This window comes from Mesorhizobium sp. CA12 (assembly GCF_020165255.1).
Taxonomy (GTDB): Bacteria; Pseudomonadota; Alphaproteobacteria; order Rhizobiales; family Rhizobiaceae; genus Mesorhizobium.
This window is the reverse complement of the sequence record NZ_JAIUHT010000006.1, coordinates 284321-301375: the sequence shown is the minus strand read 5'-3', so window position 1 is coordinate 301375 and position 17055 is coordinate 284321. Positions and strand designations below refer to the sequence as shown.

The following is a 17055-nucleotide window of genomic DNA, read 5'->3' as shown; positions in this document are numbered from 1 at the left end:
TCGGCCCCATGTTTCCCCATGGCGGCTCGGGGGTGTTGATACCGCCATGGGGAAGCTGAAAGTCGATGTCAGCCCTTGCCGACCGGCAGCGCCACGAAGCGGTTCGAGTCGTCACGGGTGATCTGCATCAGCACGGCCTTGCGGCCGGCCTTGGCGGCATCCGTCATCGCCTTGGACACGTCGTCGGTGGTGTTCACGTCGTTCGAATTGATCGAGGTGATGACGTCGCCGGGCTGGATGCCGCGGTCGGCCGCGTCGCTGTCGGGATCGACGTCGGTGACCACGAGGCCCTTGCCTTTTTCCGCCTTGGTGACGGTCAGGCCGAGATCGGCAAGCGTGTCGGCCTTGGCCGCCGGCGCCGACTGCTTGTTGCTGTCGTCGTTCGAGGCCTGCTTGTCGCTTGCCGGCAGCGTGCCGAGATCGACCTTGACCGTCTCGTCCTTGCCGTTGCGCCAGACGGTGACATCGACCGGTTTGCCCGGCGCGAATGCACCGATCATGCGGGCGAGCTCCTTCGGCGAGGCGACATCCTTGCCGTCGACCTTGGTGATCACGTCGCCCGCGACGATACCCGCCTTCTTGCCCGGCCCGCCATCCTGGGCGCTCGAGACCAGCGCGCCCTTTTCCGACTTCAGGCCGAGCGACTCGGCGATATCGGAGGTGACCGGCTGGATCTCGACGCCGAGCCAGCCGCGCTGGACCGAGCCGCTCTTCATCAGGTCCTGGACCACCTGCTTGGCGGTCGAGGCCGGGATGTCGAAGGCGATGCCGACGCTGCCGCCCGACGGCGAGAAGATGGCGGTGTTGATGCCGATCACCTGGCCGTTGAGATTGAAGGTCGGACCGCCCGAATTGCCGCGGTTGACCGAAGCGTCGATCTGGATGAAGTCGTCATAAGGGCCCGCCCCGATGTCGCGGCCGCGGGCCGAGACGATGCCCGCGGTGACGGTGCCGCCCAGGCCGAACGGATTGCCGACGGCGACCACCCAGTCGCCGATGCGGACCTTGGAATCATCGGCGAAGTCGACGTAGGTGAACTTATTGCCGCCGCCATCGACCTTGAGCACGGCGAGATCGGTGCGCGGATCGGTGCCGATCAGCTTGGCGTCGAGCTCCTTGCCGTCATTGGTGACGACGCTGAAATCCGAGCCTTCCGACACGACGTGGTTGTTGGTGACGAGATAGCCGTCCTCGGAGATGAAGAAGCCCGAGCCCTGAGCGATCGGACGCGGCTGGCCATTGCCATGGTCGCGGTGGTCGAAGCGGCGCATGCCGAACTGGCCACCCTGGTCACCGAAGCCACGGAATTCCTTGAAGAAGCGGCGCAGCTGCGGATTGTCGGGCAGGTTGTCGAAACCGTCCCGGTCGTCGGAACCATCGTCGGCCGTCGGCTGGATCTTGGCCTTGACCTTGACGCTGACGACCGCCGGCGAGACATGCTCAACGACATCGGCGAAGCTCGGCACCTGCGGGGCTTCGACGCGCACGGCATCGGCCAGCACGGGGGCGGTGCCGGTGGCAAGCGCGCCCGCGCCGACCGCACCGATAACGGCCATGGACGCTGCAGCCGCCATCAGGCGCTTGCGGGTGGAGGCAAATGAATTGGGGGCATTATTCATGGGGTTTCCTATCCTCTATCGACGTGGATGCACTCAGGCGAAGCATCCTCGGGCAAGAGGATTAGAGAGCCGCACATTACGGCGCCATTTCCGGTACATGAAAGTTTTGTAATGTTGGGGATTGGCGACGATGACCACAGGCATGCCGCGCTTGGAGGGCTTGCGGAAGCACCCGAGACTTCGTCATTCCAGGGCGAAGCAGGAGCGAAGCTCCGTCGCGGAGATCCTGGAATCATGCCGTTACCTCGCGCGAGGGTTGCAGCAGAGCAGAAATTCTGGACGGCCGCGACGCTTCGAAGTCACGGAATGGATCCTCGGGTCTGCGCGCGTCGCTTCGCTCCTTGCTTCGCCCGTGGATGACGACGACACAGGGGTCTCGGCCAACCTCCGAGGTCCGCAATTCATGTTAGTCGCTTAGCATCTTATCCAGCGCCGCCTGTTCCTCGGCGCTCAGGGTGCTGTCCGGCACAGTTCGGCGCGAGCGGGCGCTGAGCACGATGAACAGGCCGCCGGCCAGAAGCAGAAACACCGGGGTGCCCCACAAAAGCGCGTTGCGCAGGCTGAAGCGCGGCTTCAAGAGCACGAACTCGCCATAGCGCGAGACGATATAGTCCATCACCTGCTGGTCGGTGTCGCCGGCGACGAGGCGCTGGCGCACGAGGATGCGCAGGTCGCGAGCAAGATCGGCGTCGGATTCGTCGATCGACTGGTTCTGGCAGACCATGCAGCGCAGGCCTTCGGACAGCGCCCGCGCCCTCACCTCCAATGCGGGATCCTGCAGCACCTCGTCAGGCTTCACCGCCTGTGCGGCGCCGGCGAAGAACAGCGCCAGCAGCAGGACCAGCGAGGCGAGCGAAAATCTTGCGTTCATGGCGAGGCCGCTGCCGCTATCGCAGGCTTGCGCCGCTTTGCCGGCGCGCCGATGCGCAGGCGACGGTCGAGCAGCGACATGGCTGCGCCCGCCATCATCACCAGCCCGCCGCCCCAGATCAGCGTCACCAGCGGCTTCCACCAGAGGCGCACGACGACGGAGCCGTCATTGTTCTCGTCGCCGAGCGACAGATAAAGTTGGCTCAAGCCGATCGTCCTGATGCCGGACTCCGTCGTCACCGTCTGGCGCACCGGATAGAAGCGTTTTGCGGAGGTAATCATGCCATCGGCGTTGCCGTCGGCGCCCATCAGCAGGAAGCGGCCGCGATCCTCGGTGAAGTTCGGACCTTTCCGCGGGGAGAGCCCTTCGAAGCGCAGCGTGTGGCCGGAGAGTTCCACCGTCTCGCCGGGATGCATGCTGAGGATTTTCTCCGTGCCGAAGCAGAGCGTGCCGACGATGCCGAGCAACGTCAGCCCGAGGCCGAGATGGGCCAATGCCGTGCCGAAGACGGAGCGCGGCAGGCCGGCGAAGCGCCGCAGCATGATTGCCGGCGGCACGGCGCCGAAACCGGATTTGACGGCAAGATCGGTCAGCGCGCCGACGACCAGCCAGACGGCAAGACCGACGCCGAGCGCTGCGAAGACCGAGGCGCCGTCGATGAACAGGCCGGTGACGAGCATCGCGGCGATCGCCAAAGCGAAGGCCGCCATCAGCCGCTGCGAGGCGGCAATGACGTCGCCGCGCTTCCAGGCGAGCAAGGGGCCGAACGGGACGATCGCCAATAGCGGCAGCATCAGCGGGCCAAAGGTCAGATCGAAGAACGGCGCGCCGACCGAGATCTTGCCGCCGGTCAGCGCCTCCAGCGCCAGCGGGTAGAGCGTGCCGACCAACACCGTTGCCGTGGCGGTGGTGAGGAACAGGTTGTTCAGCACCAGCGCGCCCTCACGCGAGATCGGATGGAACAGGCCGCCCGCCGTCAGCCGCGAGGCGCGCAGCGCAAACAGCGCCAGCGAGCCGCCGATGAACAGCGTCAGGATGCACAGGATGAAGACGCCGCGCGCCGGATCGGTGGCGAAGGCGTGCACGGAGGTCAGCACGCCGGAACGCACCAGGAAGGTGCCGAGCAGCGACAGCGAGAAGGTCAGGATAGCCAAGAGCAGTGTCCAGATCTTCAGCGCCGAGCGCTTCTCCATGACGATGGCCGAATGGAGCAGCGCGGTGCCGGCGAGCCAGGGCATGAAGGAAGCGTTCTCGACCGGGTCCCAGAACCAGAAGCCACCCCAGCCGAGCTCGTAATAAGCCCAGTAGGAACCCATGGCGATGCCGCCGGTCAAAAACATCCAGGCGACCAGCGTCCAGGGCCGCACCCAGCGTGCCCAGGAGGCGTCGATGCGCCCCTCGATCAGCGCCGCGACCGAGAAAGAGAAGCAGATCGAGAAGCCGACATAGCCGAGGTAAAGCATCGGCGGGTGGATGGCGAGGCCGAGGTCCTGCAGGATCGGATTGAGGTCGCGGCCCTCGATCGGCGCCGGATTGAGGCGGATGAACGGGTTGGACGTCGCCAGGATGAACAGGAAGAATGCGGCGCCAATCATGCCTTGCACGGCCAGCACATTGGCCTTGAGCGTTGACGGCAGATTGTTGCCGAAGACGGCGACGAGCGCTCCGAAGAAGGTCAAGATCAGCACCCAAAGCAGCATCGAGCCTTCGTGGTTTCCCCAGGTGCCGGTGATTTTGTAGATCATCGGCTGCAGCGAATGGGAGTTCTCCCACACGCTCGCCACCGAGAAGTCCGAGCCGGCATAGGCGCTTGCAAGAGCGGCGAAGGACAGCGCGGTCAATGCGAAGCCGGTGACCGTGACCGGACCACCCACCGCCATCAGCCGCTGGTTGCCGGTGCGGGCGCCGACCAGCGGCACCAGCATCTGCACCAGGGACAGCGCGAAGGCGAGCACAAGCGCGAAATGTCCGGTCTCGACCATTGGTTACCTGTTCTCTCGCAGGTTCTGATCGCAAAACCGCATGGCACTTTTACGGAACCTGCTCATCAGTTCGTGCTTTCCTGCCAAACGCCCTTGGCCTTCAGGCCGTCGGCGACTTCCTTGGGCATGTAGCGCTCGTCATGCTTGGCCAAGACGCTGTCGGCAACGAAGACGCCGTCCGGGCCGAAAGCGCCCTCGGTGATGACGCCCTGCTCCTCGCGGAACAGATCGGGCAGGATGCCGGTATAGGTGACCTTGACTGATTTCTGCTTGTCGGTGACCGAGAAGGCGACGGTGGCGCCCTGCCCGCGCATGATGGTGCCCTTCTCGACGAGACCGCCGAGCCGGATGCGCTGGCCGGGCGGCACGCTTGCCGTGGCGAGATCGGCCGGCATGTAGAAATAGGAGGCCTTCTGTCCCAGCGCATAGAAGGTGAGGCCGGCGGCGGCGCCGAGGAAGGCCAGCCCCGCCAGGATCACCGACATCCGCTTCTGCTTGCGCGTCATTGCCTTACTCCGTCGCCGTCACGCCGAGCGACGCGGCGAAGGCGGTGAATTTCTTGGCCTGTTCACTGTCGGCACCAAAGGCGGCGACAGCGCGGCCGAGCGCGTCGCGCGCCTGGTCGGCCTTGCCAAGTACGACATAGGAACGGATGAGCCGCATCCATCCTTCCTCGTCGCGGGGATTCTGCTTCAATTTGTCGTCGAGACCGGCGACCATGGTCTCGATCATCGCCTGCCGGTCCTGCGGCGACATCTGTTGCGCGGCTTCCACCTGCTGCGCGTCCGGGCCGTTGGCCGGCGCTGCATCGGCAACAGCCGGGCCGCCCGCATCGGCAAGCGCCTGCCGGACGGCGCTGCGCCAGGGCGAATCAGGCGCGAGCTGGCCGAGCATCTTTTGCCAGGCGGCAACGGCATCGGCCTTCTTGCCTTCCTGTGCCAGGCCCACCGCCAGATAGAAATTCGCCTTGGCGTTGGCCGGATCGAGCTTCAGGGCCGCCTCGAAGGCTTTTTGGGCGTCTGCCGAAACAATGCCGCCGGCAGCGCTCGCGATCGCTTCGCCGAGACCCGACTGGCGCACGGCGCTGTCGCCGTCGAGGCGTATGGCGTTGCGATAGGCGGTCACGGCGTCGGGAAAGCGCTGCAGTCGAAGATAGATCGGAGCCAGCACGTCCCAGCCCTTGCCGTCCGACGGATTGGCGGCGAGATGGGCTTCGGCGCGGGCGACCAGCTCGTCGACCGAGGCATCGGCCGGGTTCTTGGCCAGACGTTCGGCCAGCGGCTGCGAAGGCAGATCGGGAGAGCCGAGCATTCCGTAGAGCCCCCAGCTCAGCAGGGGAACCGCAAGCACGGCTATGCTGGCGACCCACTTGGCGCTGCGCGCAGGCTTGAGTATTGCCGCGTCCGGCTGCACGGCCGCGCCCAGACGCAGGATGCGGCGGCCGATCTCGGCACGCGCCTCGTCGGCCTCCCCGGCCTGGATCAGGCCGCGCGCCATGTCGCGGTCGAGCTCGGACAGCTGGTCGCGATAGACTTCGAGATCGTGATCGCCGGCCGACGACGCGACTTTCATGCCGCCGGTAAGCGGCAACAGCACGGCCAGGCTGGCGCCCAGCGTGAGGATTGCGGCTATGACCCAGAACAGCATGGCCCTTCCAATAAAGGCAGAGCCCTGCCCTGCCAACACGGACGTACTGCGACGCTTTGACGGCAGACGCGCCGTCCGACCTTGATCGAGGTCAATCCGACCGAATAACGGGGCCGGCCGGGTTTCTTTCTAGGTCAGCGGCGTCCAGCTGCCGTCGGCATTGCGGCAGGCGGTGCCGCGCGCGGTGACACCCGCGCCGCTCGTATAGACGGTGTGGGTGTACTGGCGGCAATCCTGCGAGCCGACCCTGTAAGGCTGGGCGGCGACGACCTCGCCATAATGCGAGGAGTTGTCGCTCTTCCACGTCACCTTCTGGCCGCTGGTGTTGTATTCCAGCGCCTTGTATTCCGCTTCCAGGCCCTTGCGCTTTTCGGCATCGCTGAGGCCCGAACCGATCGACCCGCCGATAAGCCCGCCATTCATGGCCGAAACGATGCCGGTCGACACCTTGCCGCCGGTCGGCGGCGTGGAAACAGGCGTGACGGGAGAGGTCGGACCACCCTTGCCCAGGGTCGTGCAGCCGGAAACGGCGAGCAGGGCAGAAACGAGCGCGACGCGGATCTTCATGCCGACAACCGGTTCTCTTCAGCGGGATGGAACTGGATGGACTGGGGGCGCGCCATCAGGACGTTTTCATCGCCATAGTGTTGATATTTGTCGGAAATTTGGCCGTCGGCCGCTGCTCGCAAATCGATAAAAAACATCATTGAAGGCTCCGCAATCCCACCACCGCCCTCAAGCCGCCCATGCCGGACCGTTCCAGCGCCAGCGAGCCTCCATACTCGTTGACGAGGTCGGCGACAATGGCCAGCCCGAGCCCTGTTCCCGGCTTCGTCTCGTCGAGTCTCTTGCCACGTTTCAAAACTTCCCGCGCGCTGTCCTCGGGAATGCCCGGGCCATCATCCTCTATAACGATTTCGAACATGTTGCTCATTCCCGGTGCAAGCGCGACCGAAACGGCAACGGCGCTCTTTGCCCATTTCATCGCATTGTCGAGCAGGTTGCCGAGCAATTCCTCCAGATCCTCGCGCTCGCCGGCAAAGACGATCTCCGCCGGCGGCAGCGACAGCGTCAGCCTGGTTTGCGGATCGAGTTTCCGCAACACGCGCACCATGCGCTCGACCAGCGGCGAAACCGGCGTGCGGAAAACGACGCTGTCGCGCTGCGCGGCGACGCGGGCGCGCTGCAGATAGTGGTCGACCTGCTTCTGCATCGAGGCGGCCTGCTCGACGATCAACTGGCCCTTGGCGCCGCCGAGCGCGCGGCCCTCATTGATCAGCACGGCTAAGGGCGTCTTCAGCGAATGGGCAAGGTTGCCGACCTGGGTGCGCGAGCGCTCGACGATGCGCCTGTTGTTCTCGATCAGCGCATTGGTCTCGCTGGCCAGCGGCTCGATCTCGGCCGGGAAGCTGCCGTCGAGCCGCTGCGCGGTGCCCTCGCGCACCATGGCGAGCGCATTGCGGACCCGGCGCAAAGGCTGGAGACCCAGCAGGATGGCGATGGCATTGATGGCGATCATGCCGACGCCGAACAGCGAGAGATAGGTGAGCAGGCGACGCTGGAAGCTCGCAATCTCCTGCTCGAGCTCGCTGTGGTTGCCCATGACACGGAAACGCGCGGCGCGGTTCTTGGCGTCGAGCACGAACTCGCTCTCGAACACTTCGAGCCGCTCGCCCTTGATGCCCTCCATCGAGTAGCTGCGCTGGAAGTTCGCATTGAACGGGACCTCCGCGACGCTCGGCGACAGGAGCGAGGTCGTCATCGAGGAGGAATGGATTTCGCCATGCACGCCTTCGGAGGCAGGCTCCACCGACCAGTACCAGCCGGAATTCGGCTCGGAAAAGCGCAGGTCGCCGAGGTCAGGCGAGCCGGTCAGCGCGCCGTTGTCGGAAATGCCGACGGAGCCGATCAGGTTGAACAAATGCGCCGAAAGCAGGCTGTCGAAGCCGCGCTCGCTGGCCTGGCGGTAAAGCGTGGTGATGAGGGTGAAGATGACGACCAGAGTCAGGATCGCCCAGATGGTGGAAAAGGCGATGACGCGGAAGGTCAGCGAGCGCGGCCAGAGCCGCAGCTTCGAAAGCCGCGTTTCCATGGTTGGCTTCAGCGGTTCCGCGTCACGCCTCCGGCTCACGCATGCGATAGCCCATGCCACGCACGGTTTCGATCATGTCGATGCCCATCTTCTTGCGAAGCCGGCCGACAAACACTTCTATCGTGTTGGAATCGCGATCGAAATCCTGATCGTAGAGATGCTCGACCAGCTCGGTGCGCGACACCACCTCGCCCATATGGTGCATCAGATAGGCGAGCAGCCGGAACTCGTGCGAGGTGAGCTTGAGCGGCACGCCATTGACGTCGGCCTTGGACGCCTTGGTGTCCAGGCGCAACGGCCCGCAGGTGAGTTCCGACGAGGCATGGCCGGCCGCGCGGCGGATCAGCGCCCGCACTCGCGCCAGCACCTCCTCGATGTGGAAGGGTTTGGTCACATAATCGTCGGCGCCGGCGTCGATGCCGGCCACCTTGTCGCTCCAGCGGTCGCGCGCGGTCAGGATCAGCACCGGCATCTTGCGGCCGCCGCGGCGCCAGCGCTCGACGACGCTGATGCCGTCCATCTGCGGCAGGCCGATATCGAGGACAACGGCATCGTAAGGCTCGGTGTCGCCGAGGAAGTGCCCCTCCTCGCCGTCATAGGCGCGGTCGACCACATAGCCGGCATCGACCAGCGCGTCGGCCAGTTGCCGGTTGAGATCCTTGTCATCCTCGACGACGAGCACGCGCATGGGGTTGAAGCCTGTTGTTGGGTAGACCTATAGGCCGATTCCGCCAGCCTGGGAAACGACAGGGTCAGCCCATCGGAACGACGATTTCCGAGCGGCGGGGACGTTGGCCTTCCTTGCCGGGAACCAGAACGACGATGACGCAGACCTGCTGGCCGCCCCGCGTCGCCTGCGAGGCCTTGGCCAGCGTGCCGCCATTCTGCGCGGCGACCTGCTGGCCGATGGCGTAGCAATCGCTGGCGGCGAGCACCACCGGCCGATCGACCGACGGCTCGGTGACCGGCAGGGCAATCGCCTGCGACGCAAAGAGGCCGGCTGCGGCAAGCGCCAGCACTGCTTTGCGGAGATGAGGGCCAAACTTTTTCATGATCACGGTTCTAACGCATATGGGCTGAACGTGAAATGAACGGTGAACGATCGAAAATCCATGCCCGCCATGCCCCTATGGACGCCAACGCTCCCTCAAGCCCGGGTGCAAATTCATAGCCGGAAAATAAGTCGGTCCGCTACGCTTTTCGGCCTGCCGATTCCGCGCCCCGCGCTACCTAGTGTAGAAACGCCGGACGGCCATGGGAGGATGCGATGACGCGTGCGGATATTGCCGATCTCTACCGGGGCTACATCGCCTGCCTTAACGAGCAGGACTGGGGCAATCTCGGCCGGTTCGTCGGCGAGGAGGTTCAGTATAATGGCGAGACGATCGGGCTGTCGGGGTATCGGCGCATGCTGGAAGACGATTTCGAGGCCATTCCCGACCTGCGCTTCAACGTCGAGCTTCTGATCTCGGAGCCGCCGCGCGTGGCGGCGCGCCTGCATTTCGACTGCCATCCCAAAGGCGTGCTGTTCGGCCTGCCGGTCCACGGCAGGCGGGTTTCTTTCGCCGAGAACGTGTTCTACGAATTCCACGACAGCCGCATAAGGGAGGTCTGGTCGGTCATCGACAAGGCCGCGATCCAGGCGCAGCTTTAGGGTGTGTTGATGTTCAGGTGAGGCTGGCCTGCAAATGCCGCTTCCTGCGCTCCGGTGCTCACGTACTTTAAGTACGCTCCGCGCCGGCCTTCGCCGGCCGAAGCCCTCATAAGTGTATGCGCTCTATGAAGGCTACGGCCGGCGTAGGCCGGTTCTCGGAAGCCACCCAGTTTGGTCGCTTCGCGCCCGTCTTCGACTCCGACTCGGCCTGATCTGAATCTCAACACACCCTATGCACTTTCCTGGGTCAGCGCGCGGAAGCGCAGCAATCCATGATAGACTGCAAGATCCTCGTCATAGCGCGCCTCGGCGAATTCCAGGGACAGGCGCGTCTGGCCGCGCGGGCCAATGGACAGCGCCGCGCCATCGAGGCTCGCCTTGATGCTGTCCATGATGAGGCGTGTCTCGGCCTCGCCCTGGGCTTTCGACCAGACGTGCAAGGTGACCAGCTGGTCATTGTCGTTGTCGACGCCGGTCTCGAGGTCGAAGGCGCTGGTGCGGCCATATGTGACGTGCGGAAAGGCGGCCTTGTCGCTCGCCTGCTCGAGCAGGCCCGCGCCGCCAAGCAGCGCCGACAGCGACTCATCGGTCTTCAGCCTCAGGAACAAGGCCTGCATCAAATCGCCAGGCGCCGTCATCTACAGTCCATCGCCAACATGTCTCCGCGTCGCAGCCAATTCCGGCAGCGTAGCCGCGCTCGCGATCCGATGCCAGATCGCAAATCGATTTGAGTATAGCGTGAAGGGCGAAGGTCTAGAATTTATTATGTTTTCGTCAAATCATGAGACCGGAGCCGCGCCGCCTTCTTCGGTGCGCCTGGCAATGAACTCGTCGAGCACTCCCGCGGCGGCGGCAGCGGTGGCCGGCGGCTGGAAGTCGGCGACAATCCGCTTCCAGATGCCGGTCGCGCGTTCCGTGGCTGTCTTGCCGCCAGCCTGCGTCCAGTTGCCGAAGTTCGACCAGTCGGCCACCAGCGGCTCGTAGAAGGCGCTGCGGTAGCGCGTCATGGTGTGGGTGGCCGAGAAGAAATGACCTCCGGGCTGCACTTCGGCAATCGCTTCGAAGCCAATTGCATCCTCGTCGCCCGGCGTCGTGGCGCAAAGCTCGGCGACCGTCTGCAGCGCCTCGACGTCGGTGATCAGCTTCTCCAGCGAGACGCTGAGACCGCCTTCCAGCCAGCCGGCGGCGTGGATGCAGACGGTGGCGCCGGCCAGCACCGAGCCCCACAGCGCGAACTGGGTCTCGTGCGCGGCCTGCGCATCGGAGACATTGGCGGCGCTGCCGCCGCCGGAGCGCCAGGGCAGGCCGATGTGGTGAGCTAGCTGCCCCGCCCCAAGCGTCGCCTTGACGTGCTCCGGCGTGCCGAAGGCCGGAGCGCCGGACTTCATGTCGACATTGGACGAGAAGGAGCCATAGACCACCGGCGCGCCAGGCCGCACGATCTGGGCCAGCGTCAATCCGGCGAGCGCCTCGGCATGCTGCAAGGTCAGCGCGCCGGCGACCGTGATCGGCGCCATCGCGCCCGCCAGGCAGAAAGGCGTGATGACCAGCACCTGGCCGGCCTTGGCGAAGTCGACGATGCCTTGCGCCATCGGGATATCCAGCTGGCGCGGCGAGTTGGTGTTGATGACGGTGTAGCAATAGGCACCGGCGCGGAACTCGTCCTGCGAGAGGCCGCGCGCCAGGCGGATCATCTCGAAGCCGTCCTCCACCTGCGGCGTGCCGCGCGCGAAGACGAAGGGGAACTTGTCCGACAGCGTCAGCTGCGCGCGGTTGACGGCATAATGGCGGAAGCGATTGTCGAGTTCCTGCGGCTCGACGCAAGGCCCGAGCATATGCAGCACGTCGAAATGCTGGACCAGCTTGATGAATTCCTCGAAGGCAGTGAGCGTGCCCGGCCGGCGGCCGCGCTCGAGATCGGTGACATTAGGGGCTCCGGAGCCGGCCAGGAAGGTCATCGAGCCGAGCTCGAGCGTCAGGTCGCGGGAGCGGTCGCCGCCGAGTGCCGGAATCGTGCGCGGCGCCGAGGCGAGCGCGGCTTCGACCATGTCGCGACCGATCCTGACCATCTGGCTGTCTTCGTCGACCAATGCACCGGCCTTGCCGTAGATCGTCCGCGCCTCGGGCAGCAGCACCTTGATGCCTAGCTCCTCCAGCACGCGCAGCGCGGTAGCGTGGATAGCCGCGACCTGGTCGTCGGAAAAGATCGGCTGCGGCAGGAACGGGTTCTTCAGCGACCAATAATTCGGATGGCGGCTCGACTCGCTGCCGGCCTCCCCGGTCCGTCCCCGGCGGCGCTCGCGCCTGAGATCGCGTGCGGCTTCCTCAATCATGGCGGTTTCTCCTCATTGCCGCATCGCCCTGGCCTTCGGCGTCGCAGGGCGAGGCCGCGATGACGCGCGCCGGCCGTTCGACCCCGACAATGTGTACGGAAAGCTCGGTCCCCTCCCCGGCGAAACCGTCATCGGGCAACGCCAGGGCGACGCTCTTGGCGACCCTGTAGCAACGCACCCTGCCGGCGCGGAGGTTCCCATCCGTTCGTTCAACCCGACGATCGTCGGACACCCGCGTCTCGCGACCTTCCGAAGAATCGGATGCATTTTGGAACAATTAAAGATTGTTTCAGTTCAAGGTCCATCACAAAGCCGCGTCATTTCAAGGCAGCGAGTTGACGGCATCCAATGACGACGGGCGAGGACAAAACCAGCGATCAAACCCTGCAATGCCTCACGACCGAACATTTCGTGTTGCAGACGGCGCGGTCGGCCACCATCCAGGAAGCCAATTCGCGCGCAGACCTTTTCCTGACCGCCGTTTCCAGCGCGACCGTCGCGCTGGCATTCGTCGCTCAAGTAACGCGCATGGGGCAGCCATTCGTTTTTTTCAGTCTGATCCTGCTTCCCTGCCTGTATTTCATCGGTATCGTCACCTTCGTTCGGGCGGTCCAAGTCGCAATCGAGGACATGGTCCTCGCACGTGGCATGGCTCGCATCCGGCACTATTTCGTGGAGGCGGCTCCAGGCGTGGAGAAATACTTGATCCACTCCCGTCATGACGACGACGAGGCATTGCTCGTCAGCAAAGCCCTTCGCTCCTCGCACTGGCAGTCATTCATGAGCACAGCGGGGATGGTGAGCGTCGTCGCCAGTGTCATCGCAGGTGTTTTCGCCGGCGTGCTGGCGAAAGCCGTCGCAGTCCTGGGTATCGTTCCGGCAACCGGAATTGGCATGTTGGTATTCGCCGTCAGCGTCTTCGCCCTTCGTCGGTACCAAGAGGCTAGATGGAATGCTGTCGAACATATGCTGGACGTGCGGTTTCCAAGCACCACAGCTGCCTCCCGTGGCGCCGGCCGTTCAGATGAACGGGTCGAGAGCACCCCGGAGCATAATCGTGCAAGTCTATGAATTTGCGCGGCAAGAATGGGCCAACCTCGCGTGACAGACGCCTCGATGCCGCAAGGCGCGCGTCAGCCATCTCGCCGCCCATCAGCGCTCCTTCATCGGCCAGGAACCGACCGAGGCGGATGCGGTGCATCGTATGCGATTCATCGCAGCGCGGTGATTTCGATCGGCCGTTGACGGCCAGCACACCTCCGATCAACAAAGCTGATGCTGTGGCTTCGCTGCCCTTGTGAGCGGTGATAAAATGGTCGAATAGTTTGACAGGGTGCCACCCTGAAACTGCCCGCATGCTGTTTTCGGGCGAAAGCGCGTTGGGGCGGAAGTCGGAATGGCAAGTCCTTCGAAACCACGCAAGAAGAGAAGAGGCCGCATCGCTTCGGCGCTGCTCGGCGTCGACGCTTGGTTCGATAGCTCGCTCTACGAGATCGGCTTCAAGGCCCGTGAATTCTGGGAAGCGGCGACCATTTTTTCCCGCCGTTTCCGGGTGCATGGCTGGCGCCGCACGGTCATCGAGGTGCTGAGCGAAGGGTTCACCATGGGCGCCGGCGGCTTCGTGGTGCTGCTCGCGCTCGCCATGCCCGCCTTCGACATCACCACCGGCGACTGGCGCAGCCAGGGCGATTTCGCCGTGACCTTCCTGGATCGCTACGGCAACGAGATCGGCCAGCGCGGCATCATCCAGCGCGATTCAGTGCCGGTCGACGAGATGCCCGACATCGTCATCAAGGCGGTGCTGGCGACCGAGGACCGGCGTTTCTTCGACCATTACGGCATCGATGTCCTCGGCCTGTCGCGCGCGATCTTCGAGAATGTGCGCGCCAACTCCGTGGTCCAGGGCGGCTCCAGCATCACGCAGCAGCTCGCCAAGAACCTGTTTCTCTCCAACGAGCGCACATTGGAGCGCAAGATCAAGGAAGCCTTCCTGTCGCTATGGCTGGAAGCAAACCTGTCCAAGAAAGAGATTCTGCAGCTCTATCTCGACCGCGCCTATATGGGCGGCGGCACGTTCGGCATCGAGGCGGCGGCGGATTTCTATTTCGGCAAGAGCGTCAAGGATCTGAGCCTCGCCGAAGCGGCGATGCTGGCCGGCCTGTTCAAGGCGCCGACCAAATACGCCCCGCACATCAACCTGCCGGCGGCCCGTGCCCGCGCCAATGTGGTGCTGTCAAACCTGGTCGATGCCGGTTTCATGACCGAGGGCCAGGTGCTGCAGGCGCGCCTGCATCCGGCCGACGTCGTCGATCGCGGCGAGCAGAAGAGCCCGGATTATTTCCTCGACTGGGCCTTCGACGAGGTCAAGAAGATCGCCAAGCCCGGCCAGCACTCGCTGGTCGCCCACACCACTTTCGACGCCAACATCCAGAAGGCGGCCGAGGAGTCGGTCGAGTTCCATCTTCGCCAGTTCGGCAAGGAATACAATGTCACCGAAGGCGCGGTGGTGGTGATCGAGACCAACGGCGCGGTGCGCGCCATCGTCGGCGGCCGGGATTATGGCACCAGCCAGTTCAACCGCGCCACCAAGGCTCTGCGCCAGACCGGTTCATCCTTCAAACCTTATGTCTACGCCACAGCGATGGAGCACGGGTTCACGCCGGACTCGGTGGTTTCCGGCGGCGCGATCAGCTGGGGCAGCTGGTCGCCGCACAATTACAGCGGCGGATCGGCCGGCAACGTGACGCTGCTCACGGCGATCGCCAAGTCGATCAACACGGTGCCGGTGCGGCTCGCCAAGGATTACCTCGGCATCGGCCCGATCAAGGCGATGGCCGAATCGATGGGCGTGGAATCGCCACTGGAAGCGCACAAGACCATGGTGCTCGGCACATCCGGCATGACGGTGATGGACCAGGCGACGGGCTACAGCGTCTTTGCGCAGAACGGTTTCGTCGGCTCGCGCCACGGCATCACCCAGCTCGTCACCCGCACCGGCGACGTGGTCTATGACTGGGCCAAGGACGCGCCGCCACCGCACCGCGTGCTGTCGGAAAAGGCGCTGAAATACATGAACACCATGCTGGCGGCGGTGCCGGTTATCGGCACCGCGAGACGCGCCCAGCTTCCGAACATCGTCGTTGCCGGCAAAACCGGGACGACGCAATCCTACCGCGACGCCTGGTTCGTCGGCTTCACCGGCAATTACACAGCCGCCGTCTGGCTCGGCAATGACGACTTCACGGCGACCAACAAGATGACAGGCGGCTCGCTGCCGGCGATGGTCTGGCAGCGGCTGATGGTCTACGCGCATCAGAACATTGATCTGAAGCCGATCCCGGGTCTCGATAATCCTTGGGTCGATCCGGAGGTCGCGGCCAAGGCCGAGGAAGCGGCCAAGAAGGAAGCCGACGCAGCGGCGGCGCAAGCCGAGGCCGAGCGCCCGCCGGTGCTTTCCAGCCGCACCAGCCAAACGTTACGGGATATGACCAAGGCGTTCCAGGCCGCGCCGGCGCTCGTTGCGCCCACCATGCCGGAGACGCTTTCGGCGCTTTAGGGCGGCCGTCGCGTGAAGCCGGCTTGCCACGGCACCCCGCGCCGCGATATCCCGGGCAACCTCCTCTGTTTGCGGCTCTCATGCTCAAGAACGCCATCCTGACGCTGCTTTCGCTTGCCATAGCCATCGGGCTTGGCGGCTACAGCGTCTGGTATGCGCTCAATGCGCAGGACGGCGTGGGCGCGATCCGCATCGGCCAATGGACCGCTTTCCCGGAAGTCGGGACACTGGCCGCCGACCCTTATTCCAAGGCGCGCGTTGCACGCGAGGGCGTGCTGGCGCTCGGCCAGGCCGAGGGACTTGCCTTCGTCGCTGAGCGCGACGATGCCGGCGAGCCGCTGAAACGCGAATGCACCTATACGATCGAAGGCGGTTACCCGACCGCCCGCTTCTGGACGCTCTATGCCGCCGACCAGTCGCTTGGCGTGATCGACACAGGCAAGCCGAGGCAGTCGGCGCTGCAATCCTACGAAGTGCTGCGCCAGCCCGACAATTCCGTCGTCATCTCCGTCGGCAGCCGCCCGGCGCCCGGAAACTGGCTGCTGACCGGCGGCTCCGGCAAGATGTATTTCGTGCTGACCTTCTACGACACGCCGATCGCCTCGAGCACCGGCCTCTCGGACGTGACACTGCCGCGCATCCTGAAGGTGGGCTGCAATGCGTAGACTGCTGCATGCCCTGATCCTCGGCCTGCTCGGCGCCGGCATCGTGCACATCGTGGTGCTGTTCCTGGTGCCGGAATTTTCCGAACGCGATGCCTGGTCGCGCCTGGCGATGGCATCCGATTTCTACAAGATGACACGGCTAGACGCTGAGGCCGGCGGCGCGCCGGTGGTGAAATCGGTGGATCCATTGTTTTATGCGGCCGCCTGCCGTTTCAACCTTGCCGACGGGCCGGTCAGGATCAGGGCGCCGGGCGACGTGCCGTTCTGGTCGGCCTCGGTCTACGACCGCAACGGCCACAACATCTATTCCTTCAACGACCACAACGCCAATGGCGAGAAGCTCGACGCGGTGGTGTTGACCCCGGCGCAGATGATCGACGTGCGGCGCGACCTTCCGGAGGATCTGCAGGGCGCGATCTTCGTCGAGGCGCCGATCGAGGAAGGCATTTTCGTCGTCCGCGCCTTTGTGCCGGACGGGAGCTGGAAGCCGATCGTGTCACGCTTCCTCGATCAGGGCGCCTGCGAATTGCAGGACTACTGAGAAAGGCGCCCAATCAGTGATGCGGCTTGGCAGGAGGCGGAGAGCCCGGCCTGTCGGAGCTGCTGTCGCCGGGCCGTGCCTCACCGGCCTGCGGA

General features: G+C 64.6%; 18 protein-coding genes. 6 read left to right on the top strand and 12 right to left on the bottom strand.

What is annotated here, in order from left to right:
- Positions 1-68: 68 nt before the first annotated feature.
- From LB520_RS13270 to LB520_RS13225, 10 genes are all read right to left on the bottom strand, one after another.
- Complete coding sequence (locus LB520_RS13270) at positions 69-1619, bottom strand: Do family serine endopeptidase (protein WP_224637786.1); 1551 nt, start codon at positions 1617-1619, stop codon at positions 69-71.
- Between the two features lie 406 nt (positions 1620-2025).
- A complete protein-coding gene (locus tag LB520_RS13265) occupies positions 2026-2490 on the bottom strand; it encodes a cytochrome c-type biogenesis protein (RefSeq protein ID WP_224637785.1) in 465 nt (154 codons plus the stop codon).
- Complete coding sequence (locus LB520_RS13260; protein ID WP_224637784.1) at positions 2487-4472, bottom strand: heme lyase CcmF/NrfE family subunit; 1986 nt, start codon at positions 4470-4472, stop codon at positions 2487-2489. The genes LB520_RS13265 and LB520_RS13260 overlap by 4 nt, the downstream gene beginning before the upstream one ends.
- Positions 4473-4537: 65 nt before the next feature.
- Positions 4538-4978 (bottom strand): cytochrome c maturation protein CcmE, encoded by a 441-nt coding sequence (gene ccmE / locus LB520_RS13255; protein WP_140845772.1) that lies wholly within the window; start codon positions 4976-4978, stop codon positions 4538-4540.
- 4 nt (positions 4979-4982) lie between these two features.
- Positions 4983-6119, bottom strand: a complete 1137-nt coding sequence (gene ccmI / locus LB520_RS13250) for a c-type cytochrome biogenesis protein CcmI (RefSeq protein WP_224637783.1) — start codon at positions 6117-6119, stop codon at positions 4983-4985.
- Between the two features lie 129 nt (positions 6120-6248).
- Complete coding sequence (locus LB520_RS13245) at positions 6249-6686, bottom strand: hypothetical protein (RefSeq protein ID WP_140845770.1); 438 nt, start codon at positions 6684-6686, stop codon at positions 6249-6251.
- A complete protein-coding gene (locus LB520_RS13240) occupies positions 6683-6826 on the bottom strand; it encodes a hypothetical protein (RefSeq protein ID WP_176476990.1) in 144 nt (47 codons plus the stop codon). Before LB520_RS13240 ends, LB520_RS13245 begins: the two co-directional genes overlap by 4 nt.
- On the bottom strand, positions 6823-8211 hold the full coding sequence (locus LB520_RS13235; RefSeq protein ID WP_224637782.1) for an ATP-binding protein: 1389 nt from the start codon (positions 8209-8211) through the stop codon (positions 6823-6825). Before LB520_RS13235 ends, LB520_RS13240 begins: the two co-directional genes overlap by 4 nt.
- 22 nt (positions 8212-8233) lie before the next feature.
- On the bottom strand, positions 8234-8899 hold the full coding sequence (locus LB520_RS13230) for a response regulator transcription factor (protein ID WP_041002188.1): 666 nt from the start codon (positions 8897-8899) through the stop codon (positions 8234-8236).
- Between the two features lie 64 nt (positions 8900-8963).
- Complete coding sequence (locus tag LB520_RS13225; RefSeq protein WP_095766886.1) at positions 8964-9263, bottom strand: hypothetical protein; 300 nt, start codon at positions 9261-9263, stop codon at positions 8964-8966.
- A gap of 215 nt (positions 9264-9478) precedes the next feature.
- Between LB520_RS13225 and LB520_RS13220 the strand changes: the two genes are divergently transcribed.
- A complete protein-coding gene (locus LB520_RS13220; RefSeq protein WP_224637781.1) occupies positions 9479-9865 on the top strand; it encodes an ester cyclase in 387 nt (128 codons plus the stop codon).
- A 230-nt stretch (positions 9866-10095) separates the two neighbouring features.
- Here the strand turns inward: LB520_RS13220 and LB520_RS13215 are convergent, their stop codons facing one another.
- Both LB520_RS13215 and LB520_RS13210 read right to left on the bottom strand, forming a co-directional pair.
- Entirely contained in the window at positions 10096-10503 is a 408-nt protein-coding gene (locus LB520_RS13215; RefSeq protein WP_224544169.1) for a DUF3168 domain-containing protein, read from the bottom strand.
- A 141-nt stretch (positions 10504-10644) separates the two neighbouring features.
- Positions 10645-12198 carry a trimethylamine methyltransferase family protein gene (locus LB520_RS13210; RefSeq protein ID WP_224637780.1) on the bottom strand — a complete coding sequence of 518 codons (1554 nt, stop codon included), beginning with the start codon at positions 12196-12198 and terminating at the stop codon, positions 10645-10647.
- On the opposite strand from LB520_RS13210, the gene LB520_RS13205 reads away from it, so the two are divergent.
- The 5 genes from LB520_RS13205 to LB520_RS13185 all read left to right on the top strand — a co-directional run bounded on the left by LB520_RS13205 (position 12197) and on the right by LB520_RS13185 (position 16960).
- Positions 12197-12550 (top strand): hypothetical protein, encoded by a 354-nt coding sequence (locus tag LB520_RS13205; RefSeq protein ID WP_224637779.1) that lies wholly within the window; start codon positions 12197-12199, stop codon positions 12548-12550. The genes LB520_RS13210 and LB520_RS13205 overlap by 2 nt on opposite strands.
- Positions 12547-13269, top strand: coding sequence for a hypothetical protein (locus LB520_RS13200; protein WP_224637778.1), 723 nt, complete (start codon positions 12547-12549; stop codon positions 13267-13269). The genes LB520_RS13205 and LB520_RS13200 overlap by 4 nt, the downstream gene beginning before the upstream one ends.
- Positions 13270-13594: 325 nt before the next feature.
- Positions 13595-15754, top strand: a complete 2160-nt coding sequence (locus LB520_RS13195; RefSeq protein ID WP_140845763.1) for a transglycosylase domain-containing protein — start codon at positions 13595-13597, stop codon at positions 15752-15754.
- 80 nt (positions 15755-15834) lie between these two features.
- A complete protein-coding gene (locus tag LB520_RS13190) occupies positions 15835-16419 on the top strand; it encodes a DUF1214 domain-containing protein (RefSeq protein WP_224637777.1) in 585 nt (194 codons plus the stop codon).
- Positions 16412-16960 carry a DUF1254 domain-containing protein gene (locus LB520_RS13185; RefSeq protein WP_224637776.1) on the top strand — a complete coding sequence of 183 codons (549 nt, stop codon included), beginning with the start codon at positions 16412-16414 and terminating at the stop codon, positions 16958-16960. The genes LB520_RS13190 and LB520_RS13185 overlap by 8 nt, the downstream gene beginning before the upstream one ends.
- Positions 16961-17055 lie beyond the last annotated feature (95 nt).